22 protein-coding genes are annotated in these 23,784 nt (G+C 64.3%); 18 read left to right on the top strand and 4 right to left on the bottom strand.

Annotation, left to right across the window (positions count from 1 at the left end; translation table 11 throughout):
* Together hrcA and grpE are read left to right on the top strand one after the other, a co-directional pair.
* Complete coding sequence (gene hrcA, locus AB7G19_RS00960; protein ID WP_063980248.1) at positions 1-1,089, top strand: heat-inducible transcriptional repressor HrcA; 1,089 nt, start codon at positions 1-3, stop codon at positions 1,087-1,089.
* A 96-nt stretch (positions 1,090-1,185) separates the two neighbouring features.
* Positions 1,186-1,791, top strand: coding sequence for a nucleotide exchange factor GrpE (grpE, locus tag AB7G19_RS00955; protein ID WP_441267668.1), 606 nt, complete (start codon positions 1,186-1,188; stop codon positions 1,789-1,791).
* A gap of 71 nt (positions 1,792-1,862) precedes the next feature.
* Here grpE and pncA read toward each other — a convergent pair whose 3' ends face one another.
* Positions 1,863-2,585, bottom strand: coding sequence for a bifunctional nicotinamidase/pyrazinamidase (gene pncA, locus AB7G19_RS00950; RefSeq protein WP_028155509.1), 723 nt, complete (start codon positions 2,583-2,585; stop codon positions 1,863-1,865).
* Positions 2,586-2,698: 113 nt separating this feature from the next.
* Positions 2,699-3,640 (bottom strand): hypothetical protein, encoded by a 942-nt coding sequence (locus AB7G19_RS00945; protein WP_441267667.1) that lies wholly within the window; start codon positions 3,638-3,640, stop codon positions 2,699-2,701.
* A gap of 395 nt (positions 3,641-4,035) precedes the next feature.
* On the opposite strand from AB7G19_RS00945, the gene dnaK reads away from it, so the two are divergent.
* The 13 genes from dnaK to AB7G19_RS00880 all read left to right on the top strand — a co-directional run bounded on the left by dnaK (position 4,036) and on the right by AB7G19_RS00880 (position 18,564).
* The gene (gene dnaK, locus AB7G19_RS00940) at positions 4,036-5,937 is read left to right on the top strand and encodes a molecular chaperone DnaK (RefSeq protein ID WP_028148797.1); all 1,902 of its coding nucleotides are present in this window, start codon (positions 4,036-4,038) and stop codon (positions 5,935-5,937) included.
* 245 nt (positions 5,938-6,182) lie between these two features.
* Positions 6,183-7,310: a molecular chaperone DnaJ gene (gene dnaJ, locus AB7G19_RS00935; protein WP_063980245.1), complete on the top strand. Its 1,128-nt coding sequence runs from the start codon at positions 6,183-6,185 to the stop codon at positions 7,308-7,310.
* Between the two features lie 88 nt (positions 7,311-7,398).
* Positions 7,399-7,998: a class I SAM-dependent methyltransferase gene (locus AB7G19_RS00930; RefSeq protein ID WP_028148799.1), complete on the top strand. Its 600-nt coding sequence runs from the start codon at positions 7,399-7,401 to the stop codon at positions 7,996-7,998.
* Between the two features lie 57 nt (positions 7,999-8,055).
* Positions 8,056-8,634 carry an NADPH-dependent FMN reductase gene (locus AB7G19_RS00925; RefSeq protein WP_085405104.1) on the top strand — a complete coding sequence of 193 codons (579 nt, stop codon included), beginning with the start codon at positions 8,056-8,058 and terminating at the stop codon, positions 8,632-8,634.
* 6 nt (positions 8,635-8,640) lie between these two features.
* The gene (gene pyrF / locus AB7G19_RS00920; RefSeq protein ID WP_085404975.1) at positions 8,641-9,354 is read left to right on the top strand and encodes an orotidine-5'-phosphate decarboxylase; all 714 of its coding nucleotides are present in this window, start codon (positions 8,641-8,643) and stop codon (positions 9,352-9,354) included.
* Between the two features lie 62 nt (positions 9,355-9,416).
* Positions 9,417-9,719, top strand: coding sequence for a DUF1330 domain-containing protein (locus tag AB7G19_RS00915; protein ID WP_063980243.1), 303 nt, complete (start codon positions 9,417-9,419; stop codon positions 9,717-9,719).
* 409 nt (positions 9,720-10,128) lie between these two features.
* Positions 10,129-11,430, top strand: coding sequence for a calcium-binding protein (locus AB7G19_RS00910; protein WP_245344265.1), 1,302 nt, complete (start codon positions 10,129-10,131; stop codon positions 11,428-11,430).
* A gap of 152 nt (positions 11,431-11,582) precedes the next feature.
* Entirely contained in the window at positions 11,583-13,268 is a 1,686-nt protein-coding gene (locus AB7G19_RS00905) for a type I secretion system permease/ATPase (protein WP_085405105.1), read from the top strand.
* Entirely contained in the window at positions 13,265-14,626 is a 1,362-nt protein-coding gene (locus tag AB7G19_RS00900; RefSeq protein ID WP_085404977.1) for an HlyD family type I secretion periplasmic adaptor subunit, read from the top strand. Before AB7G19_RS00905 ends, AB7G19_RS00900 begins: the two co-directional genes overlap by 4 nt.
* Before the next feature lie 178 nt (positions 14,627-14,804).
* Positions 14,805-15,887, top strand: coding sequence for a helix-turn-helix transcriptional regulator (locus AB7G19_RS00895; protein ID WP_085404978.1), 1,083 nt, complete (start codon positions 14,805-14,807; stop codon positions 15,885-15,887).
* Positions 15,888-15,916: 29 nt separating this feature from the next.
* Positions 15,917-16,915, top strand: a complete 999-nt coding sequence (locus tag AB7G19_RS00890; protein ID WP_085405106.1) for a M23 family metallopeptidase — start codon at positions 15,917-15,919, stop codon at positions 16,913-16,915.
* 103 nt (positions 16,916-17,018) lie between these two features.
* Positions 17,019-17,834 carry a 4-hydroxy-tetrahydrodipicolinate reductase gene (gene dapB, locus AB7G19_RS00885; RefSeq protein WP_028148808.1) on the top strand — a complete coding sequence of 272 codons (816 nt, stop codon included), beginning with the start codon at positions 17,019-17,021 and terminating at the stop codon, positions 17,832-17,834.
* 106 nt (positions 17,835-17,940) lie between these two features.
* A complete protein-coding gene (locus tag AB7G19_RS00880; protein WP_085404979.1) occupies positions 17,941-18,564 on the top strand; it encodes a 2,3-bisphosphoglycerate-dependent phosphoglycerate mutase in 624 nt (207 codons plus the stop codon).
* A 123-nt stretch (positions 18,565-18,687) separates the two neighbouring features.
* Here AB7G19_RS00880 and AB7G19_RS00875 read toward each other — a convergent pair whose 3' ends face one another.
* Both AB7G19_RS00875 and AB7G19_RS00870 read right to left on the bottom strand, forming a co-directional pair.
* The gene (locus AB7G19_RS00875; protein ID WP_038932694.1) at positions 18,688-19,584 is read right to left on the bottom strand and encodes a methylated-DNA--[protein]-cysteine S-methyltransferase; all 897 of its coding nucleotides are present in this window, start codon (positions 19,582-19,584) and stop codon (positions 18,688-18,690) included.
* A gap of 55 nt (positions 19,585-19,639) precedes the next feature.
* Positions 19,640-20,173 carry a DUF2244 domain-containing protein gene (locus AB7G19_RS00870; RefSeq protein ID WP_085404980.1) on the bottom strand — a complete coding sequence of 178 codons (534 nt, stop codon included), beginning with the start codon at positions 20,171-20,173 and terminating at the stop codon, positions 19,640-19,642.
* 22 nt (positions 20,174-20,195) lie between these two features.
* Between AB7G19_RS00870 and nth the strand changes: the two genes are divergently transcribed.
* From nth to AB7G19_RS00855, 3 genes are read left to right on the top strand one after another with little or no spacing between them, the layout of a single operon-like run.
* Positions 20,196-20,963 (top strand): endonuclease III, encoded by a 768-nt coding sequence (gene nth, locus AB7G19_RS00865; protein ID WP_085405107.1) that lies wholly within the window; start codon positions 20,196-20,198, stop codon positions 20,961-20,963.
* A 55-nt stretch (positions 20,964-21,018) separates the two neighbouring features.
* Entirely contained in the window at positions 21,019-22,167 is a 1,149-nt protein-coding gene (locus AB7G19_RS00860; RefSeq protein WP_085404981.1) for an HlyD family secretion protein, read from the top strand.
* Positions 22,154-23,782 carry an MFS transporter gene (locus AB7G19_RS00855; RefSeq protein ID WP_085404982.1) on the top strand — a complete coding sequence of 543 codons (1,629 nt, stop codon included), beginning with the start codon at positions 22,154-22,156 and terminating at the stop codon, positions 23,780-23,782. Before AB7G19_RS00860 ends, AB7G19_RS00855 begins: the two co-directional genes overlap by 14 nt.
* Positions 23,783-23,784: the final 2 nt, after the last annotated feature.

Below are 23,784 nucleotides of genomic sequence, written 5' to 3'. Positions count from 1 at the left end.
GTGGCCCATCACGATCCGATCCATCTGATCGCGCCGCGCGCAGGCCTCGCCCAGCTCAACGAGCGCTCCCGCGACATCTTTCGTCAAATTGTCGAAAGCTATCTCGCGACCGGCGAGCCGGTCGGCTCGCGCAATATCTCGCGGCTGATCGCGATGCCGCTGTCGCCGGCCTCGGTCCGCAACGTCATGGCCGACCTGGAACAGCTCGGCCTGATCTATGCGCCCCACACCTCCGCCGGCCGTTTGCCGACGGAACTGGGCTTACGCTTCTTCGTCGACGCCCTGATGCAGGTCGGCGACCTCAATGACGCCGAGCGGCAGTCGATCCAGAGCCAGTTGACGTCGGTGGGTCACGCCCAATCGGTCGAGGCGGCGCTGTCGGAGGCGCTGACGCGGCTGTCCGGTCTCACCCGCGCCGCAGCGGTCGTGTTGACCCCGAAATCCAATGCGCGGCTGAAACACATCGAATTCGTCCGGCTGGAACCCGAAAAGGCGCTGGTGATCCTGGTCGGCGAGGACGGTCAGGTCGAAAACCGCGTGCTGTCGCTGCCGCCGGGAGTTCCCTCCTCGGCGCTCACGGAAGCCGGTAATTTCCTCAACGCGCGGATCCGCGGCCGCACGCTGGCCGAGGCGCGGCTCGAGCTCGAAACCGCGCTCGGCGAAGCCCGTGCCGAGCTCGACCAACTGACGCAGAAGGTGATTTCGGCCGGCATTGCGAGCTGGTCCGGCGGCGAGAACGAGGACCGCCAGCTGATCGTTCGCGGCCACGCCAATCTGCTCGAGGATCTGCACGCGCTGGAGGATCTCGAGCGCGTTCGCCTGCTGTTCGACGATCTCGAGACCAAGCGCGGCGTGATCGACCTTCTGGGGCGCGCCGAGACCGCTGAGGGCGTGCGGATCTTCATCGGTTCGGAGAACAAACTGTTTTCCTTGTCGGGCTCCTCCACCATCATCTCGCCCTATCGGGATGCCGCCGGCCACATCGTCGGTGTTTTGGGCGTGATCGGGCCGACGCGGCTGAATTATGCCCGCGTAATCCCGACCGTGGACTACGCCGCGCGCATCGTCAGCCGCCTCCTGGGGGGCTGATCGGCGTTTCCTCCGATCACGGGCGCTTGATTTTCGTGAGCTTAGGCACGATATCCGGGCCAACAATCCCTTGAGACGAGTTCGAGAAGAGAGCCGATGACCGATCGAGACCGGCAGCCCGACGACACGACCCCACCGACCGACGAGCCGGTGGTGTCAAAACCCTACATCATGCCCGACGATCCGGAGCCCGGCTCGGTCGAGCTGTTGCAGAAGGAAGCCGCCGAGGCGCGCGACCGCATGCTGCGGACGCTGGCCGAGATGGAAAATCTGCGCAAGCGCACCACCAAGGAAGTCGCCGATGCCCGCCTCTACGGCATCACCGGCTTCGCCCGCGACGTGCTCGACATCGCCGACAATCTCCAGCGTGCGCTCGATGCCGTTCCGGCCGAGGCCCGTGCCGCGGCCGATCCGGGCCTGACCTCGCTGATCGAGGGCGTCGAGCTCACCGAGCGCTCGCTGCTCAACGCGCTGGAAAAGCACGGCGTCAAGAAGTTCGATCCGCAGGGCCAGAAGTTCGACCCGAACTTCCAGCAGGCGATGTACGAGGTGCCGGATGCGTCGGTGCCTGCGGGCACCGTCGTGCAGGTCATGCAGGACGGCTACACCATCGGCGAGCGCGTGCTGCGCCCGGCGCTGGTCGGTGTCGCCAAGGGCGGCACGAAGGCTGCGCCGGCTGCGAACAGCAACGAAGTGAACTGAGCGGCGAACTAAGCCTTGGCGTCATTCCGGGTTCGATGCCTTGCATCGCCCCGGAACGACCGATTGCTATCTTACGCGCTCACCGCGATATCCGCGGACTGGATCCGCTTCACGCCGGCCTTGGCCATGTCGGCCCAGGCTTTTGCGAGCGAACCCTGCGTGTCGATGCCGCGGCAGGCGTCCTCCACCACATAGACCTCGAAGCCCGCCTTGCGCGCGTCGAGCGCGGTCCAGGCGACGCAGAAGTCTGTCGCGAGGCCGGCGACGAAGACGCGCTTGATCTTGCGGCCCTTCAGGTAACCGGCGAGGCCTGTCGAGGTCTTGCCGTCGGCTTCCAGGAAGGCCGAATAGCTGTCGACGTCCTTGTGAAAACCCTTGCGGATGATGAGCTCGGCATGCGGGATCGCAAGATCCTTCGACAGCGCGGCGCCGTCGGTGCCCTGCACGCAATGGTCGGGCCACAGCACCTGCTTGCCGTAAGGGAGGTCGACGGTCTCGAACGGCTTCTTGCCGGAGTGCACCGACGCAAACGAAATGTGGCCCGGCGTGTGCCAGTCCTGAGTCATCACCACGTTCGCAAACGCTTTCGCCATCTTGTTGATGACGGGAACGACCTGCTCGCCTTCCTTCACGGCGAGGCTGCCGCCGGGCAGGAAGCAGTTTTGCACGTCGATCACGAGCAGCGCGGAGGCATCGTCCGGCTTGATCGATGCGGCCGCAAGGAGCGCGGTTGGAGCAAGGGCTACGAGAGCGCTTGTCCCAAGCGCCGCGAGGATTTGTCGTCGATCAAGCATCGTTCGCCTCCCTCCAGGATGATCCAATGGAAGGAAGCCTAGTTCCGTTCGTATACGAACAGAAGCCCGAAAATGCAGCCGGTTCTGTCCAGCGCTTGGGCTAACCCTTGAGACTAACCCTTGGGCTGGATGCCGTCGCGCACGGCGCGGAAGCGGATGAAGGCGGCCGACCACTGGTCGCGCGGGGCGCTGGCGATGATGCGCAGCGAGGCACCGCCGCTCGAGAAGCGGATCCACTGCACCACGGTCACGGGCGTCTTGTCCTTGCCGCTGACGCCGTCGATCCGGGTCTCAAAACCCTGCTGGCCGTTGATGCGGATCGGCTCCGACATGGTGACGCGGGATTCGCGCACGCCGGGAATCTGCAACGCGGCCTCCTGGGCAAAGCGGGCGCGATCGTCGGCCTGCTGCGGGGTGGCGCCGATCAGGCCGAGGATCATGAACGGCTTGGATTCATAGCCCGAGCTCTCATTGCCGTCGGCCAGGATGATGCTGGAGCCCGGCGCCAGGGTGCGGATGTCCTTGAAATCGGCGAGATCGGTGATCTTGAACGGCATCAGCCCGATCTGCTCTTCGGCCGAGACCTGCTTGCGGGTGACGGCGCTCGCAAACATCTGCCGCACCGCCTCGTCGGTGTAGATCTTGGTCGCGTTCTCCGGGATCTGCACCGCGACATAGCCGGAGAAACCGGCGCCCGGCACGATCATCGAGTAGCGCTTCACCGGCGTCTCGCCGGCCTTGCCGCTTTCCATGGTGAAATAAGCAAGACCCGCGGGGGTCTCGAGCTTGTCCTGCTTGACGCCGGCGGTGCCGCCGGGATTGGAATTGAAGGCGCTCACGACCTCGCCATAGGCCGCCGGCGGCAGCTCGGTGATCAGCACCTTGACGCTGCCGTCCTCGCTCTCGAAGCCCGGAAACGTCTTGGCCGTGCTCAGGCCGACCAGCGGCACCATGCCGAGGCGCAAGCCGGGCGGGAAAACGGCATCGGCCGCAAGGGCGGGAAGCGCCGTGGCGACGAGAACGGCGAGCGCGGCGAGGGGGCGAATGAGCTTCATGGGCACTCTGATTGGTTCACATTGAGGCCGTTCGATGGTCGGCCATTGGGCCGCTTTGTCGCGCAAAGCCGCCTTGATGGCGGCGGTCCGGCCGCCCGCCTTTTAACGGGTTTGGCCCGCCGGTAACAGGGCGGGGCAGATCACGGTGGCGGGGGCCGGCTGACGCCTGAACCTGTTAATAATTCCTCACCCGCAAGGGCCGTTGAGCCCGGATATGATCTTCCAAAACCCAATGTTTTCATGGCCGAAACTTGCGTTCGGTCCTTGCGGGCCCCTCCCCCCCTCCTATATGAGCGTCAACCATCGCAATATCGCGGATGTTTGATCTTAGGGGGTTTGGAGCGGGTGCCTCTTGGGCCCAGCCAACCTGCCGCAAAAACAAGGATATCAGGACCATGGGAAAGGTCATTGGGATCGACCTCGGCACCACGAATTCGTGCGTCGCCGTGATGGATGGCAAGAACGCCAAAGTCATCGAGAATTCCGAAGGCATGCGCACGACGCCTTCGATCGTCGCCGTGACGGACGACGGTGAGCGCCTCGTCGGCCAGCCTGCCAAGCGCCAGGCCGTTACCAATCCCGAGCGTACGTTCTTCGCAGTGAAGCGCCTCATCGGCCGCCGCTACGACGACCCGATGGTCGAGAAGGACAAGAAGCTCGTTCCGTACAAGATCGTGAAGGCTTCCAACGGCGACGCCTGGGTCGAGGCCGACGGCCAGACCTACTCGCCCTCGCAGGTGTCTGCGTTCATCCTGCAGAAGATGAAGGAGACCGCGGAGGCCCATCTCGGCCAGAAGGTCGACCAGGCCGTCATCACCGTTCCCGCTTACTTCAACGACGCCCAGCGCCAGGCGACCAAGGACGCCGGCAAGATCGCGGGCCTTGAAGTGCTGCGCATCATCAACGAGCCGACCGCGGCCGCGCTCGCCTATGGTCTGGACAAGACCAAGACCGGCACGATCGCCGTGTACGATCTCGGCGGCGGCACGTTCGATATCTCCATTCTCGAAATCGGCGACGGCGTGTTCGAGGTGAAGTCGACCAACGGCGACACCTTCCTCGGCGGCGAAGACTTCGACATGCGCCTCGTGGGTTATCTGGCCGACGAGTTCCAGAAGGAGCAGGGCATCAACCTGCGCAACGACAAGCTCGCGTTGCAGCGCCTGAAGGAAGCCGCTGAAAAGGCCAAGATCGAGCTGTCGTCGACGACGCAGACCGAGATCAACCTGCCCTTCATCACCGCGGACCAGACCGGCCCCAAGCATCTGACGATGAAGCTCACCCGCGCCAAGTTCGAGGCGCTGGTCGACGACCTCGTCCAGAAGACGGTCGAGCCCTGCCGCAAGGCGCTGAAGGACGCCGGCGTCACCGCCGGTGAGATCGGCGAAGTCGTTCTGGTCGGCGGCATGTCGCGCATGCCGAAGGTCCAGGAAGTCGTGAAGCAGCTGTTCGGCAAGGAGCCGCACAAGGGCGTCAACCCGGACGAAGTCGTGGCGATCGGTGCCGCGATCCAGGCCGGCGTGCTCCAGGGCGACGTCAAGGACGTGCTGCTGCTCGACGTGACCCCGCTGTCGCTGGGCATCGAGACGCTGGGCGGCGTGTTCACCCGCATCATCGACCGCAACACCACGATCCCGACCAAGAAGAGCCAGGTGTTCTCGACTGCCGAGGACAACCAGAACGCGGTCACCATCCGCGTCTTCCAGGGCGAGCGTGAAATGGCGGCCGACAACAAGATGCTCGGCCAGTTCGACCTGATGGGCATTCCGCCGGCTCCGCGCGGCATGCCGCAGATCGAGGTGACCTTCGACATCGACGCCAACGGCATCGTCAACGTCTCGGCCAAGGACAAGGCCACGGCCAAGGAGCAGCAGATCCGCATCCAGGCCTCCGGCGGCCTGTCGGAAGCCGACATCGAGAAGATGGTCAAGGACGCCGAGGCCAACGCCGAGGCGGACAAGAAGCGCCGCGAGGCCGTCACCGCCAAGAACGAGGCGGATGGCTTGGTGCATTCGACCGAGAAGGCCCTGGCCGAGCACGGTTCGAAGGTCGCTGAGCCCGAGCGCCGCGCCATCGAGGATGCCGTCAGCGACCTCAAGGAAGCGCTGAAGGGCGACGATGCCGAGGCGATCAAGGCCAAGACCCAGACGCTGGCCCAGGCTTCGATGAAGCTCGGCGAGGCCATGTACAAGCAGCAGGCCGAGGCCGACGCCAAGAAGGATGCGGCCAAGGACGACGTCGTCGACGCGGAATTCACCGAAGTCGACGACGACAAGAACAACAAGAAGTCCGCCTGATCCCCAAGAGGGTGATGATGCGGACGGCTTGGACCCCACACGCGCAACCGGCCTCCTCCCCCACGGGGGAGGCCGTCGTGTCGGGCTCGGCGGGGCGTGTCCCCGTTACGATCGATCAATTCCCAGCCGTTATGATGAACGTCGCCGTGCCGCCCTCTGCCGCGAAGCAAAGGGCTGCCTATATCGTCTCCTGGCGACGTTGTTCCGCTCCGACTTGAATCGCGATTGGATAGACCGAGTTCAACATGTCCACGTCCACCAAGCGCTGCTATTACGAAACGCTCGAAGTCGAACGCACTGCCGACGATTCCGTCCTGAAATCGTCCTTCCGCAAGCTTGCGATGAAATTCCACCCGGACCGCAACCCCGGGGACGACACCAGCGAAGTCAAGTTCAAGGAAATCAACGAGGCCTACGAGGTCCTCAAGGACAAGGACAAGCGCGCGGCCTATGACCGCTTCGGCCATGCGGCCTTCGAGCAGGGCGGCGGCGGCGCCGGTTTCGGTGCGGGCTTCGCCTCCTCCTTCTCCGACATCTTCGAAGACCTGTTCGGCATGGCCGGGCAGCGCGGCCGCGGTGGCCGCGAGCGTGGCGCCGACCTGCGCTACAACATGGAAATCACGCTCGAGGAAGCCTTTGGCGGCAAGACCGCGCAGATCGAGATTCCGGTCTCGGTCACCTGCGAGGCCTGCTCGGGCATCGGCGCCAAGGCCGGCACCAAGCCGAAGACCTGCTCGAGCTGCGGCGGCGCTGGCCGCGTGCGACAGTCGCAGGGCTTCTTCACGCTGGAGCGCACCTGTCCGAGCTGCCAGGGCCGCGGCCAGATGATCGAGGATGCCTGCCCGTCCTGCTCCGGCCAGGGCCGGGTCACCCGCGAGCGAACACTGTCGGTCAACATTCCCCCGGGGGTCGAGGACGGCACCCGGATCAGGCTCGCCGGCGAAGGCGAGGCCGGGGTTCGCGGCGGCCCGCCCGGCGACCTCTACATCTTCCTGTCGCTGGCCCAGCACCAGCTCTTCCAGCGCGACGGCGCCGATTTGCACTGCCGGGTGCCGATCTCGATGGTGACGGCCGCCCTCGGCGGCGAATTCGAGGTGCCGACCATCGACAGCGGCAAAACCAAGGTGAAGGTGCCGGCCGGAACCCAGTCGGGCCGCCGATTCCGCATTGCATCAAAAGGCATGCCGGTGCTGCGCTCGCGCCAGATGGGCGACATGTACGTTCAGGTTGCCGTCGAGACCCCGCAGAATCTCACCAAGAAGCAGCAGGAATTGCTGGCGGAATTCGAAAAGCTCTCCTCCGGCAATACCCAGCCGGAATCGGTCGGCTTCTTCGCCAAGGTCAAGGATCTATTCAGTAATCGGGCGACCTGACTCGTCTTGACCGTATCGCCTTCGGCCTATACCTGTTTATGACCATTTTCTGACACGCCGCGGTCCCGCGGTCCCGTCCGGTCCCGACATGCCATTGCCATCGTCCGCGCGTGCGTTGAAGAAGCCCCGTCTCGACGACGAGGTGCGCTTTCTAAGGTCGTGGATCGAAAAGCCGCTGCACATGGGTGCAGTGATGCCTTCGGGCAAGCTGCTCGCCCGGACCATGGCGCATTACGTCGACGTCAATTCAGACGCACCCGTGGTCGAGCTCGGGCCCGGCACCGGCGCTATCACCTCGGCCCTGGTCGAGCGGGGCGTCGACCAGAAGCGCCTCGTCCTCGTCGAATACAATCCCGGCTTCTGCGCCTTGCTGCGCGACCGCTATCCGCAAGCCAAGGTGGTGCAGGGCGATGCTTATCGCCTGCGCGACACGCTCTGGAACGTGCTCAGCGCGCCGGCCTCCGCCGTCGTCTCCGGCCTTCCGCTCGTGACAAAACCGATGCTGACGCGGCTCCGGCTGGTCCGCGACGCCTTCGCGGCGCTGACCCCGGGCGCGCCCTTCGTGCAGTTCACCTATGCGGTGGTGCCGCCGATCCCGAAATCGCTGCCCGGCGTGTCCACAGAGGCCTCGGAACGGATCTGGATGAACCTTCCGCCGGCCCGCGTCTGGGTGTATCGCAAGGACTAATTCCGTCGGCATTCCCTTTTGCGCGGCGGACTCGTTTCGCCGAACGCATGGAAGTGGATGTCCGCACCCAAAATCCTGGTCATTCCCGGCTCGCTGCGCACCGGCTCGCACAATGCGAAGCTGGCGGCGGTCGCCGCCTATGAATTCGCCCAGGCCGGCGTCGACGTCACCCGCATCTCGCTCGCCGATTTTCCGCTGCCGATCTATGACGGCGATCTCCAGGCCAAGTCGGGCGCGCCCAAGCACGCGATCAATCTCAAGCGCATGATCGGCGCGCATCATGGCGTGCTGATCGTTTCGCCCGAATATAACGCCTCGGTGCCGCCGCTGCTCAAGAACGCGATCGACTGGATCAGCCGCGTACATGAGCTGCACGAGACGCGCGGCGACGTGTTTCGCAACCGCGCCTTCGCGCTCGCCGGCGCCTCGCAGAGCCGGCTCGGTGCGGCCCGTGCGCTCCAGGCGCTGCGGCTGATCCTGACCTCCTGCCACGCCAATGTGATTGCCAGCCAGCTCACGCTCGCCTTTGCCGACCAGGCCTATGACGATATGGACAGGCTGAAGAACGAGGGCGACATCGCCGCGTTGAAGGAGCTGGTGCGGCAATTGATCGACATTTCCCAACGCATGATGTGAGGTGACATGACGCCAGCCGAGATCGCCCCGAAGGACCGCCTGATCGTAGCGCTCGACCTGCCCAGCGTTGACGCCGCGGAGGCGATGATCGCAAGGCTCGGCGACAGCGTCACCTTCTACAAGATCGGTTATCAGCTCGCTTATGCCGGCGGCCTGCCGCTGATCGGCAAGCTCGCCGACAAGGGCAAGAAGGTGTTCGCCGATCTCAAGATGCACGACATCGGCAACACCGTCACGCGTGGTGTGGAGAGCGTGGCCAGGCTGGGCGCGACTTTCCTCACCGTGCACGCCTATCCGCAGACCATGAAGGGCGCGGTCGAAGGCCGCGGCAGCGCGAGCCTGAAGATTCTCGCCGTCACGGTGCTGACGTCCTACAACGACGACGATCTGCACGCGGCCGGCTATCGGCTCAGCGTCGCCGAGCTGGTCGAAGCGCGCGCGCAGCAGGCGCAGGTGCTCGGCGTCGACGGGCTGGTGTCATCGCCCGAGGAGGTCGGCGCCTTGCGCAAGATCGTCGGCCACCAGATGCATCTCGTCACCCCAGGCATCCGGCCGGCGGGTTCTGCGAGCGGCGACCAGAAACGCATCATGACGCCGGGCCGCGCAATTGCCGCGGGCGCCGATTATCTCGTCGTCGGACGGCCGGTGGTGGAAGCCGCCGACCCCAAGGCGATCGCTGAAGCCATCCAGGCCGAGATCGCGCAGGCGCTCGGCGCATGATTCGGAAAAACCGCGCAGCGGTTTCATGCTTAGATAGAGACCGACAAACAGGGAGAAGAACAATGGCAAAGGGCTACTGGATCGGGCGCGTGGATGTGAGCAGTGACGAGGGCTACAAGCCTTATGCCGTCGCCAACGGTCCGATCTTCAAGAAATGGGGTGGCCGCTTCGTCGTCCGCGCCGGCAAATTCACCACCGTCGAAGGCGCCAGCCGCTCGCGCAACGTCGTGATTGAATTTCCGGACTACGAGACCGCGATCGCCTGCTACAACTCGCCGGAATACCAAGCCAACATCAAGGTGCGCCAGCCGCACTCCATCGCCGACCTCATCATCATCGAGGGCTATGACGGCCCGCAGCCATGAAGACGGATCGTCGCGAGAGCCTATCCTGGATTGACGCGAGCATCATCCGGCTCTAGCGGACAGCACGCGCGTGCGATCATCGCACGCGATCAGGAGAGCGTCGCGGACATCTCCGCTCGCACTCACGTCGACATCATCTTGCATCACCTTGACGGACTCATTCGCTTGAACGCCTGAGGGTCGTTCGCGCCTGAGACGAAGACCGTGGCCGTCATTGGGTCCACCAGCTTGCCGTATTCTTTTGTCCCCAAATGGGGATTGCTGGATCGCTCTCGTTTCATCCAAGGTTGCTTGATCGGAGCCCACATCGATCGGTGATGGGCATCAAGCCAACCCGAAATCTGCGACGTCCGTGACGGGCCGCAAGGCGACCCGCATCGCGCATTTCCATGCAAAGGGAGTGAAGATCATGGCACTGATCATCGGAACAGCAGGCGACGATGTGTTGCCTGGCACGAATGTAGACGATCAGATCTTTGGCCTTCAAGGCAACGACACCATTACTGGCCTGGACGGCAATGATGACGTAAGCGGCGGCGCGGGCAATGATTCCATCGATGGCGGTGCCGGCAACGACATCCTTGATGGAAATGCCGGTATCGATACGATCACCGGTGGCGCCGGCGACGACACGATCAACGGCGGCGCGGGCGACGACACGCTGAACGGAAATGCCGGCGCCGACATCGTCCATGGCGACCAAGGCAACGACACCATCGATGGCGGAAACGGCGCTGACCAGCTCTTTGGTGACGCCGGCGACGACAGCATCCACGGCGGCGACGGCAATGATGACATTCATGGCGGTGCGGGTGCCGACACCCTGTGGGGCGACGCCGGCGACGATACGTTGAGCGGCGACGCCGGCAATGACGTCTTGAATGGCGGCGACGGTAACGACCTACTCAACGGTGGATTCGGAGATGACACTCTGAATGGCGATGCCGGCAACGACACGCTGAACGGCGGACTTGGCAATGACGTGCTGAACGGCGGTACCGGTGACGACATCCTGAACGGCGGTTTGGGCGCCGATACGCTCGACGGTGGCGATGGCAACGACACCATGCACGGCGACGCGGGCGACGACATCATGGACGGCGGCGCCGGTAACGATACGATGTTCGGCGATGCCGGAGACGACGAGATGGCCGGCGGCGCGGGCAACGATGCCATGAGCGGCGGCGCCGGTGATGACGAAATGAGCGGCGGAACCGGCAACGACACGCTCGACGGCGACGCCGGAGATGACACGCTCGATGGCGGCGACGGCACCGATGTCCTGAACGGCGGGGCTGGGGCTGACATCCTGTCGGGCGGCGCCGGCAATGACACCCTGAACGGCGGTAACGGCGATGACGAGTTGTCCGGCGGCAATGGCGCCGACGTCCTCAACGGTGGACTCGGCGATGATGTGCTGACGGGCGGTGCTGGTACCGATACGCACAATTTCGGCGACAACACAGCTACGAACTTCGGCAACGATGAAGTCACCGATCTCAGCTTTGCCGATGGCGATGCCGTTGTTGTCGACGCTCCGCCAGGCTTTGACCCGGCTACAGTGGTAGTGGACGACGACGGCACCAACACCGTGCTGGATTTCGGCTTCGGCGCCATCCAGCTCGATGGCATCACGGGCGGCGCGACACCGTTCGAGTCGATCGCCGAAATCAACACTGCCGCCGGTTATACGGCCGTTGACGTTGTCTAGTCCCGACTAGTAGCGGGGCGGCTGTCAGGCCGCCCCGCCCTCATTTCAGTCAGTGATAGTGCCGGCAAGTTATGTATTCGCGTAACCGTGGTGTGATCCCAGCATCTGGTCAGAGATTGCTGGTGGCCTTGATTCCGGGACGATTCGCATTGGTGTGGATCGTCTGTTTCAGCGTGTCCGTAAACCTGCTGCTGCTGGTCGTACCTTTCTTTTCCATCGAAGTGTTCGACCGCGTGCTCAGCAGCGGAAGCGTCGAGACGCTTGTCGGCCTCACCGTCATCGCCGTCGGCGCTCTCGCCTTCAGCGCCGCCTTCGACACGTTTCGTAACCGCCTGTTGAGCCGGTTCGCGGTCGGGTTCGAGCACTGCCTCGCTCCGATCATCCTTGAAGGCAGCATCACCGGCGCGGCGCCGGGCGACGGCCGGCAGCACGATCTGGTCAAGCTTCGCGAGTTGAGAACTTTCCTGTCGAGCGGAACGGTCACATCGCTGATAGATGCTCCATTCCTCCCGGTGTTCATTCTCATCCTGTTCTTCCTGCACCCCTGGTATGGCGTCATAGCCCTGATCGGGGTGGGGGTCCTGCTGGCGATGGGTGTCGCAAGCCACTGGATCGCGCGCGGGGAAATTGCGCAGGCTTCGCAGGCCGCGTTGAAGACGCAGGCCTTGCTCGATGGAATCGTCCGGCACTCCAGCGTGGTGCGGGCGATGGGCTGGACCCGGGGCGCCATCCGCGCGTTCATGAGCCTCAATGACGAAGCCCTGGCTCCGGTGGTGCGGGCCAGCGAACGCATCTACACGATCAGCGCCGCCGCGCGAATGGTCAGGACCATTCTGCAGATTGCCGCGATCGGATGCGGTGCCTGGCTCGTGCTCCAGAACGAGGTGCTGTCCGGCAGTCTGATCGCGAGCTCGATCCTGATAGCGCGCACATTGCAGCCCATGGAAGGATTGGTCTCGGCCTGGCGCGCGCTGGCATCTGCGCAGGACGCCTGGACGCAGGTCTGCAACGCCGCGATGCCGGTGCTTGCGCGTCCGCGGAAGACGTTGCTTCCGCCGCCAGCCGGCATGCTCAAGGTCGAACGGGTGACATTCCGGATTGGCGGGACGCAGCGTCCCATCCTCGCGGGCATATCATTTCAATGCCGGCCGTCCGAGCTTGTCGTCGTGATCGGGCCGACCGGCGCCGGAAAATCCACATTGCTGCGCTTGATGGCAGGCCTCGATCGGCCGACCAGCGGTACGATCCGGTTGGACCACGCAGCACTCCATACCTGGGATCCCGACCAGCTTGGGCAATTCGTCGGCTATCTCCCCCAGGACGTGCAGCTCCTGGATGGAACGGTGGCCGAAGCCATTGCCGGGTTCGACGAATACGCACGGGACGAGGCCATCGTCGCCGCGGCCATGCTCGCGCAGGCGCATGAGATGATCCTGTCCCTTCCGGCCGGCTACCAGACCGAGATCGGCCGCGACGGCTGCAGGCTATCCGGTGGCCAGCGTCAGCGCATTGGTCTTGCACGCGCCTTCTTCGGCGATCGCAAATTGATCCTGCTGGATGAGCCCAATGCCAATCTCGACCCGGACGGCGAAGAAGCGTTGTGCTCCGCCATTCAATCGGCCAAAGCGCGCGGCGCGGCGTCGGTGATCGTCACCCACCGGCCGCGGCTGTTGACCATCGCCGATGCCGTGCTGCTGTTGAGGGACGGCAACCAGGTCGCCTTCGGACCGCCATATGATGTTCTTCGCGCCCAGCGGCCGGCACCGGTACCGGGTTCGCCAGGGCTCCCGCGCAATGTCGAACCTCAGAGGTTGCCAGGCAGGAGGGTCATTCCATGACGCAGACCGGTCATGCCTCCGCGATGTCCGCGCCTGTTGCAGGTCCGTCGAAGACCTGGCCGACGGAGCAACCGCGATCCGACATGCGACGGATCATCGCATGGGGCTGTGTATTGCTCGTCCTGCAGTTTTGCGGCTTCGGCTTGTGGGCAACCACGGTTCCGCTCCGCGGCGCTGTCGTGGCACCAGGATTCATCAAGGTCCATTCGAAGCGCAAGGCTGTGCAACATCTGGAAGGCGGAATCATCAAATCGATCTATGTCCGGGAGAACGATCACGTCGAAGCCGGTCAACTCATTGCACGGCTCGACACCGCGCAGATCGAAGGGAGCCTTGGTTCCCTCGAAACGAAGTTCTTTGCTGATCTGGCGATGGAGGCCCGGCTGGCGGCGGAGCAGGACGCCGCGAAGTCAATCCGGTTTCCGGACGAATTGCGGGAAAGTGCGACGCGTCTCTCCGCACGTATCGCCATTCAAACCCAGGAGGCCGAATTTGCCGCGCGACTGGCCGCGATTGAGAACGAGCGCAAGGTGATCGATCAGCAGATGCTGCAAAACGCGGACACCATCCGCGGCCTGCAGAGCAACACCCAAGGGCTTGAACAGCAACTCAAGCTGTTGCGGGAAGAAATCGCCGACACGAGTTATCTCCTCGCAAAGGGCCTCGCCCGGAAACCACGTTTGCTGGCCTTGCAACGCGCCGAAGCCGAGGCCACCGGACAGGTCGATCGTAATGCCGCGTCAATCTCGGAGATGCAGGGCAAGATCGCGGAGTTGCAGGACAGACGCCGGCAGCTGGGGTTCAACCAAAATCAGGATATCGCCAAGCAGCGGCATGCGACCAGCGAGGAGATCGGCGACCTCAGACATCGAATTGCCGCGTTGCGTGCCCAGCTTGTCCGGTCTGAATTGCGTGCCCCGGAAAGTGGAAGGATCGTCGGCCTCAACAGCAGGGACCTCAATGCCGTGCTTGGACCTCGGGAAACCCTTTTGGAAATCGTTCCGATGCAAGATCGGCTTGTCATCGAGGCGACATTGAAGCCTGCCGATCGGGAAGAGGTCTATGTCGGACAGATGGCGCGTGTGCGAGTTCACGCGCTGAACATTCGCCGCCGGCCGATGCTTGAGGGAAGGGTGGTCGGCGTTGCGGCAGACGCACTGACCGACACCCATTCCGGTGACAGCTCCTATTTGGCCGAGGTTGAGCTGGACCCCAACGCGCCGACGGCCTCCTACATCTCCACATTGATGCCTGGAATGCCTGTCGAGATATTTGTCGAGACGGGGGAACGAACCTTTGCGGAATATCTTTTGCAGCCGATGACGTTACGGATCAACCGTGCGTTCAGGGAGAATTAAGCGCTGGTAAGGGGTGGGCCGGCCTATGAGGGAGGCGACCGTGCATGAGTGCAGTAAGGCACTACCTTCCGCACAGGATGATTTTCGTTCCGATTGCGTCGAGCGCGCCTCGAAGCAAGGCAATGACGGATGCGGTCCGTCTGGGTCTTGTCCGGAGCCACGCCCGCAACAGGCCGCAATGGAATATTTCGCGAAGGCCATGGCGGAATTGCTCGGCTGCCGGAGCTGCTACGTAGCCATGCTATCCGCCTCCGGGCTGGAAGAAGCCAGGATCGGAGATGCTCCTGCCGATCCGTCATGCGCGGCGATGGTTGAGCGATTTGCGCGCAAGGGTACGGCCGAGGACGTCGCCTCGCTCGAGCCGATCAATTCCCGGACCTCCTTCGTCCGCAAGTTGATCGGCGCGGAACCCCCGGTAAAGAGTCATTCGGTCATCGGCAGGTTTGCTTCCGATGAGCGAACCACGGTCGTATTCGTGGCCGGATGGCGACCGGCCGCACTTGCGGCATCGGAGATTCCCGGCTTGGCGCATACCGTGCGCCCGTTATGGAAGGCTGCTCATTCACTTGCCCGGCAAGCGCCGGGGCAGGTCGATGCGCAACTCTGGCTCGAAGAGCTGACCTTTCCCGCCATCGTCGTGGACCAGGGCCTGCACATTTACGCAGTCAATCGTGGTGGACGCGTGCTGCTTGCCAAGCGCGAGCTGCTCAGGATGGAAGGAGGCAGGCTCGCTGGCTCATGCGCTTCCGTGACCGAGAGCTTGCGGGGGGCAATCGGGAAAGTGCTCATCGAGAGCGGGACTCATGGATGGTTCAACACTACGGTACCGCTTTCGACGGATCGTCAGCAATTCGCCTTCGCCAAGATCGGCGCTGTTCCAACGCATGACAAGCTGGGACAGGCCCTCATCGTCGTGCCGCAATTCGATGACGTGCAGGGCGCGCACTGCATCGCATCTGCCTTCGGCTTGAACTGGGCTGAGGAAAGAATCGTCGCCCGGATTCTTCAATTCCAGTGCCCTCGCGATATTGGAGCCGAGCTTGGGCTGACCGAGGCAACGGTGCGAACCTACACCAAGAGGATCATGCTCAAACTGGGGATCAACCGACAGTCGGAGTTCTTTCTTCTGTATCATCTCACCCAATCGCCTTTTGGCGCTGGCAGGCGCGAGAACTGGGTGAGCCGGCCGGCCTCCGACGGTCGATTGGACGAAGAGGGTCCGATGAGATTGCGGACGGCTGGCAAGCATTCGCCTGACTGAGTACGGGGTTCTCCGCGATGTCGAGGCGCATGAGCTGCGCAGGTTTTCTCTACCGGGCGTTCGCTGCCCTGGCATTGGCCGGGGCCGGCTTCTCTGCCGATGCCCAGAGCATTCAATTGGCGCTTCCGATTGCCTGCGAGCCTGGCCGCACCTGCTACATCCAGAATTACACGGATCTCGATCCGTCGCGGTCGGCGCGAGATTACAAGTGCGGCACGCTGACTTATGACGACCACAACGGCACTGACTTTCGTCTGCCCTCACTGGCAGTGCAAAAGGCCGGCGTGGACGTGCGCGCAGCGGCGGGCGGCCGCATTCTTCGTACACGCAATGACGCGCCGGACGGCGCTTTCACAAGGTCGGGACGCGAAGCGGTGCGCGAGGCCGAATGTGGCAATGGCGTCGTCATCGAACATCCGGAGCAGTGGGAAACCCAGTACTGCCACCTCGCCGCCGGCAGTGTGTTGGTCAAGCCTGGAGACAAGGTCGACCTAGGACAGCCGCTCGGCCGTGTCGGACTCTCCGGCCTCACGGAGTATCCTCACCTGCATTTCACCGTGAGGCACAATGGCGCGGTGGTCGATCCCTTTGCGTACGGCGTTCGTCCCGAGTCTTGCGAGGGCGGTCAATCGCTCTGGCTTGCTGCCCTCCGCCCGAAACTCGAGTACCAGGAACGAGCCATCCTCAATGCGGGCTTTACGACGGGGCCGGTCACGATGGAACTCATCGAGGACGGCAGTGCCGAGAGCCAAAAGCCGTCCGCCGGTTCGATGGCGATCGTCGCGTTCGTGCGGGCCATCGGGCTGAAGGCAGGCGATGCGCAATGGCTGGTCATCAAGGATCCCCTCGACAACGTCATCGCGGAAAATCGGTCTGCACCACTTCAGGCCAACAAGGCGCAATTCATGCTCTTCGCGGGGAAGAAGCGGCCTCCCGGGGGGTGGGAACGCGGCTCCTACAAGGCGACCTATGTTGTCGAGCGCGATGGTCAGATCGTGCTCAGGAAAGACCTGGAGCTCATGCTCTAGCGTTGCACCTGTGCGCGGGGAGACCCGCGCCACGGGCCTTTTGAAGGCCTGATCGGTTGCCGGAACGGCCCGCTCCCGCTATAGGGCGTGGAGAGGGTGAACCATGTCCGATATGCGTTTGATTGTTGCTGGGGCAGGCGGCCGGATGGGCCGGGCGCTGGCACGAGCGATTGCCGACACCGAAGGCGCGGTGCTGGCGGGAGCCCTGGAGGCGCCCGGCTCGGAGCTGCTCGGCAAGGATGCCGGCGTACTCGCGGGCCTGCCGGCCAACGGCGTCAAACTCTCGGCCGACCTCTGGGCGATGTCGAAGGACGCCGACGGCATCCTGGATTTCACCGTGCCGGCCGCGACCATCGCCAATGTCGCGATCGCGGCCGAGCGCGGCATCGTGCACGTCATCGGCACCACCGGACTGTCGGCCTCCGACAACGCCGTGATCAAGAGCGTCACCAACCGTGCGGTCGTGGTGCAGTCGGGCAATATGAGCCTGGGCGTCAATCTGCTCGCCGCGGTGGTCAAGCGCGTCGCCAAGGCACTCGACGAGAGCTTCGACATCGAGGTCGTGGAAACCCACCACCGCATGAAGATCGATGCGCCCTCGGGCACTGCGCTGATGCTGGGCCAGGCCGCTGCCGCCGGCCGCGGCATCTCGCTCGATGAGCATTCGGATCGCGGCCGCGACGGCATCACCGGCGCGCGCAAGCCGGGCGACATCGGCTTTGCCTCCTTGCGCGGCGGCACCGTCGCCGGCGAGCACAGCGTGACCTTCCTCGGTCCGTTCGAACGCCTGACGCTGTCGCATCTCGCCGAAGACCGCATGCTGTTCGCACATGGCGCGCTCAAGGCGGCGCTGTGGGCGCATGGCAAGAAGCCGGGGCACTACTCCATGGCCGACGTGCTCGGTCTCGCAGACATCTGAGCGAGCCGGAGCATGAACCGGACCCGAAGGGCCGCGTCAGCGCAAGATGTGAAGCGGCTTTCCGCCAAGATCATTCCTCAACAATAACCTGAATGGAAAGCAGTCAATGAGCGAACGTCTCCTCGTGCTCGTGCGCCACGGTCAGAGCGAGTGGAATCTGAAGAACCTGTTCACGGGCTGGAAGGATCCTGATCTCACCGAGCTCGGCGTGAAGGAAGCCACGGAAGCCGGCCGCAAGCTGAAGGCGCAGGGCCTCGTGTTCGACGTCGCCTACACCTCGGTCTTGACGCGCGCGCAGCACACGCTCGATCTCATTCTCGGCGAGCTCGACCAGAAGGGCCTGCCGACCTCCAAAGACATCGCGCTGAACGAGCGCGACTATGGCGATCTCTCCGGCCTCAACAAGGACGACGCCCGCAAGAAATGGGGCGAGGACCAGGTGCTGATCTGGCGCCGCTCCTACGATGTGCCGCCGCCCGGCGGCGAAAGCCTGAAGGACACGCTGGCGCGCGCGCTGCCCTACTACGTGCAGGAGATCCTGCCCGGCGTGCTCAACGGCAAGCGCACGCTGGTCGCCGCCCACGGCAACTCGCTGCGCGCGCTGATCATGGTGCTGGAAAAGCTCTCGCCCGAAGGCATTTTGAAGCGCGAGCTCGCGACCGGTGTGCCGATCATCTACCGGCTCAACGCGGATTCGACGGTGGCCTCGAAGCTGGATCTGGCGGGCTGAGCTTCGCCACAAGCGCGGAGTCGTAGGGTCGGCAAAGCGTAGCGTGCCCACCATGTGTCAGCGATCGCGGAAGAATGGTGGGTACGGCGCTATGCGCCTTTGCCCACCCTACGGAAGCGGGGCCTACTGCATCCCCAGCTGCCCGGCCTCCCAGCCCAGCATCGCCTGCTTGCGGGTGATGCCCCAGTGATAGCCGGTGAGCGTGCCGCTCTTGCCGAGCGCGCGGTGGCAGGGCACGACGAACGAGACCGGGTTCTTGCCGACCGCAGCGCCGACGGCGCGTGAGGCCTTCGGGCTGTTGATGTTGCAGGCGATGTCGGAATAGGACACCGCGCGACCCATCGGGATCTTCAGCAGCGTCTCCCACACCCGTACCTCGAAATCGGTGCCGATCATCACCACGCGCAACGGCTGATCCGGCCGCCACAGCTTCGTGTCGAAGATGCGCTGTGCGAGCGGCGCGGTGCCTTCGTGATCCTCGACGTAAGTTGCGTTGCGCCATCGCCGCGTCATGTCGGCGAGCGCGACCTTCTCCTCACCGGGATCGGCGAACGCAAGGCCTGACAGGCCGCGGTCGGTGGCGATCACGATCGCCGTGCCGAAGGGCGAGGGATGGAAGCCGTAGCGCAGCGTCAGGCCCGCGCCGCCGTTCTTCCATTCGCCGGGCGACATCGCTTCATGGGTGACGAAGAGATCGTGCAGCCGGCCCGGTCCTGAAAGACCTGAGTCGAGCGCGGCATCGAGAATGCTCGCGGAATCTCGCAACAGTCCCTTGGCGTGATCGAGCGTCAGCGCCTGCATGAACGCCTTCGGCGTGATCGAGGCCCAGCGGCGGAACAGATGGTGCAGCTCATCCGGCGTGACGCCCGCCGCATCCGCCATCGCTTCGATGGCCGGCTGGGTGCGCCAGTTCTCCGAGATGAACGCGATCGCCCGGCGCACGGAATCATAATCGCGCAACGCGGCGTTCTGGGAGCCTGGCTTGGCCAGGCGCTGGTCATTTATGGCGAGTGTCATCATGACTGGAAATGTAGGCGTGGCGCCGGGCCGAAACCACCCGATTTCCGATCCGGACTCAGGAGACCGGGTTGTAGGTCGGGCCGCGCTTGGCGGCGTTCAGGGCCTCAACCAAGCCTTTGTAAAAACTTGCCTTTTCGTCCGGGCCCAGGAAGCGGGCGATCTGGATCTGGTGGCCGCGCGAGATCAGATAGAGATGCTCGATGCCAAAATCCTCGTCGACCTCCATGTCGAGGCGGACCCAGAGCGGATTGAACGTCCATTCGGCGACCTGGCCGCGATGACTGACGCGCCGCACCCGCAGCTCGGACGTCGTGACCGAAATCTCCTCGCGCGCCCGCGCGCTGCGGAAATTGGCCTTGAAGGCCCACCAGATCACCAGCACGTCGAGGCCGAAGAAGCCGAACACCGGCCACGCACCCATCATCAGGAAGGCGAGGCCGGTGGCAAAGCTCACCACGCTCAGGAACAGCATCACGGCGAGGAAGCCGGTGCGGTTCAGCGAGCGGTGCGGCGTCAAGAGCGCGGAGAAGATCTGAGGGTCCGTCTCGCTTTCAGATCGCCCGCGCTCAATTTCGTTGCCTGTGCTCATCGTCCCTCAGTATATCCGGATCATGGCGAAAATCACCCGCAAGCCGGCCCCGCGCAAAGCGTCCGTGCCGAAGAAAAAGGCAAAGGCGATAGTTGCGAAGCCGAAGGCTCCCGCCAGGAAATCGCTCAAGGCCGCAAGACCCAATTCTACCAAACCTTGGACGCCGGCCGAGATCCACGAGGTCTTCAGCCGTCTCCGCAAGGCCAATCCGGAGCCGAAAGGCGAGCTCGAGCACGTCAATCCCTTCACGCTGCTGGTCGCCGTGGTGCTGTCGGCGCAGGCCACCGATGCCGGGGTCAACAAGGCGACACGCGCATTGTTCGAGATCGCCGACACGCCGCAGAAGATGCTCGACCTCGGCGAAGAACGCTTGCGCGAATACATCAAGACCATCGGCCTTTATCGCACCAAGGCGAAGAACGTCATTGCGCTCTCGGCAAAAGTGCTCAGCGATTTCGGCGGCGAGGTGCCGCGCACGCGAGCCGAGATCGAGTCGCTGCCCGGCGCCGGGCGCAAGACCGCCAACGTCGTGCTCAACATGGCCTTCGGCGAGCACACCATGGCGGTGGACACGCATGTGTTTCGCGTCGGCAACCGCACCGGGATGGCGCCCGGCAAGACGCCGCTCGAAGTCGAGCTTGGTCTCGAAAAGGTGATCCCGGCCGAGTTCATGTTGCACGCCCATCATTGGCTGATTCTGCATGGCCGCTATACTTGCCTCGCGCGCAAGCCGCGCTGCGAGGTTTGCCTGATCAACGATCTCTGCCGATGGCCGGAGAAGACGGTCTGAGGTGGCGCCGTCGTTTCGGGGGCGATGTGAAGCAAGCCGGTTTTGGGGACATGTTGTGAGTCAGCAAGAACAAATCTCATCGCCATCGCCGGCGCCACCGCCGGCCGCGGCACCGGCTCCGCCGCCGAAGCCGACGCAGCGGCCGGCGAGCTCGCTCTGGAGCCGGCTCGCGATCCCCCTGTTCGCCGTGATCGTCGCGCTCGCCTTCGTGGCACTGGCGACGCTCCGCTTCGACGAATGGGTCGGCAACGCCGTGGTCCAGACCACCAACGACGCCTATGTGCGCGCCGACCTGACGCGGCTTGCAAGCCGCGTCTCCGGCGAAGTGCTGACCGTCGGGGTCTCCGACTTCCAGCGCGTCAAGGCCGGCGATCTCCTGATCCAGATCGATCCCGCCGACTACCAGGCCCAGGTCGCGCAGTCCGAGGCCGCTGTCGCCGCCGCGCAGGCCGTGCTCGACAATCTGAGCAACCAGGTCGAGCTGCAATATGCGACCATCGCGCAGGCGCAGGCCGCGCAGCTGTCAGCGGAAGCGTTGGAGGTCGAGGCCCGGCAGGAGCAGGATCGCCAGAAATCCCTGACGCAGACGGAAGCCGGCACGCGGCAGCGGCTGGAACAGGCCGTCGCGGGCTACGCGAAGGCGCAGGCCGACGTGCGCGCCAGTCGCGCCGTCATCGCCGCGCAGCAGCATCAACTCGAAGTTCTGCAGGGCACCAAGAAGCAGCGCGCCGCCGATGTCGCGGCGGCCAAGGCGACGCTGGCGAGCGCGAAGCTGAAGCTCGGCTATACCAGGATCACCGCGCCGTTCGACGGCGTCGTCGGCGAACGCCAGGTGCAGCCCGGCGACTACGTCAACATCGGCACCAACCTCATCAATGTGGTGCCGCTGCCGAAGGTCTACGTGATCGCGAATTACAAGGAGACCCAGCTCACGCATGTCGCGCCGGGCCAGCCGGTCGAGATCACCGTCGATGGCTTCCCGCGCGAGAAGCTGCGCGGCAAGGTCGAGCGCATTGCCCCCGCGACCGGCGCGCAGGTGGCCCTGCTGCCGCCGGACAATGCGACCGGCAATTTCACCAAAGTCGTGCAGCGCATTCCCGTGCGCATCCAGTTCGACGACAACCAGCCGCTGCTGGCGCGGCTGGTGCCGGGCATGTCGGTCGTCACCAGCATCGACACGAAGGCCGCGAATGGCGGAAAATGACGATGCCGGTCGCGGGCCTCTCTCGCGCGGCGGCATCGCGCCACAGCCCTTGTTTGCCGTGGCGGCGGTGCTGCTCGGCTCGTTCCTCGCCAATTTCGACAGCCGGCTGACCACGGTCGGCCTGCCGGACCTGCGCGGTGCGTTCTCGCTCTCGTTCGACGAGGGCGCCTGGCTTTCGACCGCCGGCATCGGCTCGCAGATCCTGATTGCGCCAGCGGTGGCGTGGCTCGCGACGGTGTTCGGCCTGCGCCGCGTGCTCGGCATTCCGAGCCTCATCTACGCCGCGGTGTCGCTGATCATTCCCTTCGTGCACGATTATCCGACGCTGCTCACGCTCAGCGTCGTGCACGGCCTGCTGCTCGGCACCTTCGTGCCTGCGACGCTCATGATCGTGCTACGAAACCTGCCGATCCGATGGTGGGTGCCGGCGATCTCGCTCTATTCGATCCGGGTCGGCTTTGCGCTGGATACGTCGAGCTCCCTGGTCGGCTTCTATGTCGACCATCTCGGCTGGCAATGGATGTATTGGCAGGGCGTCGTGGTCGCGCCGCTGATGGGTCTGATGGTTTATCTGGGCACGCCGAGCGAGCCGGTGAACCGCACGCTGCTGCGCGAGGCCGATTGGGGCGGCATGCTGCTGCTCGGCGCTTCGGTCTCGATGATCTATGCTGGCCTCGACCAGGGCAATCGGCTGGACTGGCTGGGCTCGGGGACGGTGATGGCGCTGCTCGTCAGCGGTGTGGTGCTGTTCGCAGGCTTCCTCGTCAACGAGTCGCTGGTGCGACAGCCCTGGGCACATGTGAACGTGCTGTTCTCGCGCAATGTCGGGTTGGGGCTGGTCTTGATCCTGCTCTACACGCTGACCAGCCTCTCCAACTCGTCGCTGGTGCCGAACTTCCTCGGCAATGTCGTTCTGCTCCGGCCGGAGCAGAGCGGGATGCTGCTGCTCACCTATGGCGCGCTGCCGATGTTCGTGCTGGTGCCGATCTCGATCTGGCTGCTGCGGCATTTCGATACGCGGCTCGTCGTGGTGCTGGGTTTTGCCTGCTTTGCCGCGGCCAATCTCTGGGGCACGCAGCTCAGCCATGTCTGGGCGCGCGAGGATTTTGTCGGCATCGTGCTGCTCCAGGCGATCGGGCAGTCGCTGCTCCTGCTGCCGATCATCATCACGCTGCTGTCGAACGCCGATCCGAGCCGCGCCACCTCCTTTGCCGCCTACATCCAGATCATGCGGCTCGGCGGCGCGGAGATCGGCATCGCGCTGATGGGAACGTGGCTGCGCGTGCGCGAGCAGGTCCATTCCTTCTATCTCGGCCAGGACCTTGTGGTCGGCAATGCCGACGTGGTGGGTAGGCTCAAGCAGCTCGCCGATTACTTCGCGGCCCATGGCACCGGCATGGCGCAGGCTCGCGCGGTCGGCACGCTCGCGGGCCTGGTGCAGCGCGAGGCCAATGTGCTCGCCTATATCGACGGCTTCTGGCTGTGCTTCTGGCTAGCGATGGTCGCGCTCGGCGTCGTCGCGCTGATCACCCGGGCGCCACCGGGCCCGTTCACGCCGGCGCCGTTCGGTTTCGCCAAGATGCTGCTGCGCAAATGCGGGGTGCAAGTGAACTGAGA

The sequence above is a fragment of the Bradyrhizobium sp. 215_C5_N1_1 genome (assembly GCF_052075935.1).
In the GTDB taxonomy this organism is placed as follows: Bacteria; Pseudomonadota; Alphaproteobacteria; order Rhizobiales; family Xanthobacteraceae; genus Bradyrhizobium; species Bradyrhizobium barranii.
The sequence above is the reverse complement of the archived record's forward strand: the minus strand, read 5'-3'. Positions and strand labels throughout refer to the sequence as shown.

What these genes read in the sequence shown, in the direction of transcription:
- AB7G19_RS00900 (WP_085404977.1), top strand. Translation starts at nt 13,265, where the DNA reads ATGACGCAGACCGGTCATGCCTCCGCGATGTCCGCGCCTGTTGCAGGT.
- dapB (WP_028148808.1), top strand. Translation starts at nt 17,019, where the DNA reads ATGTCCGATATGCGTTTGATTGTTGCTGGGGCAGGCGGCCGGATGGGC.
- AB7G19_RS00875 (WP_038932694.1), bottom strand. Translation starts at nt 19,584, where the DNA reads ATGATGACACTCGCCATAAATGACCAGCGCCTGGCCAAGCCAGGCTCC.
- AB7G19_RS00855 (WP_085404982.1), top strand. Translation starts at nt 22,154, where the DNA reads ATGGCGGAAAATGACGATGCCGGTCGCGGGCCTCTCTCGCGCGGCGGC.
- AB7G19_RS00880 (WP_085404979.1), top strand. Translation starts at nt 17,941, where the DNA reads ATGAGCGAACGTCTCCTCGTGCTCGTGCGCCACGGTCAGAGCGAGTGG.
- AB7G19_RS00945 (WP_441267667.1), bottom strand. Translation starts at nt 3,640, where the DNA reads ATGAAGCTCATTCGCCCCCTCGCCGCGCTCGCCGTTCTCGTCGCCACG.
- AB7G19_RS00930 (WP_028148799.1), top strand. Translation starts at nt 7,399, where the DNA reads ATGCCATTGCCATCGTCCGCGCGTGCGTTGAAGAAGCCCCGTCTCGAC.
- dnaK (WP_028148797.1), top strand. Translation starts at nt 4,036, where the DNA reads ATGGGAAAGGTCATTGGGATCGACCTCGGCACCACGAATTCGTGCGTC.
- AB7G19_RS00895 (WP_085404978.1), top strand. Translation starts at nt 14,805, where the DNA reads ATGGAATATTTCGCGAAGGCCATGGCGGAATTGCTCGGCTGCCGGAGC.
- dnaJ (WP_063980245.1), top strand. Translation starts at nt 6,183, where the DNA reads ATGTCCACGTCCACCAAGCGCTGCTATTACGAAACGCTCGAAGTCGAA.
- grpE (WP_441267668.1), top strand. Translation starts at nt 1,186, where the DNA reads ATGACCGATCGAGACCGGCAGCCCGACGACACGACCCCACCGACCGAC.
- AB7G19_RS00890 (WP_085405106.1), top strand. Translation starts at nt 15,917, where the DNA reads ATGAGCTGCGCAGGTTTTCTCTACCGGGCGTTCGCTGCCCTGGCATTG.
- pyrF (WP_085404975.1), top strand. Translation starts at nt 8,641, where the DNA reads ATGACGCCAGCCGAGATCGCCCCGAAGGACCGCCTGATCGTAGCGCTC.
- nth (WP_085405107.1), top strand. Translation starts at nt 20,196, where the DNA reads ATGGCGAAAATCACCCGCAAGCCGGCCCCGCGCAAAGCGTCCGTGCCG.
- AB7G19_RS00925 (WP_085405104.1), top strand. Translation starts at nt 8,056, where the DNA reads ATGTCCGCACCCAAAATCCTGGTCATTCCCGGCTCGCTGCGCACCGGC.
- pncA (WP_028155509.1), bottom strand. Translation starts at nt 2,585, where the DNA reads ATGCTTGATCGACGACAAATCCTCGCGGCGCTTGGGACAAGCGCTCTC.
- AB7G19_RS00910 (WP_245344265.1), top strand. Translation starts at nt 10,129, where the DNA reads ATGGCACTGATCATCGGAACAGCAGGCGACGATGTGTTGCCTGGCACG.
- AB7G19_RS00915 (WP_063980243.1), top strand. Translation starts at nt 9,417, where the DNA reads ATGGCAAAGGGCTACTGGATCGGGCGCGTGGATGTGAGCAGTGACGAG.
- AB7G19_RS00870 (WP_085404980.1), bottom strand. Translation starts at nt 20,173, where the DNA reads ATGAGCACAGGCAACGAAATTGAGCGCGGGCGATCTGAAAGCGAGACG.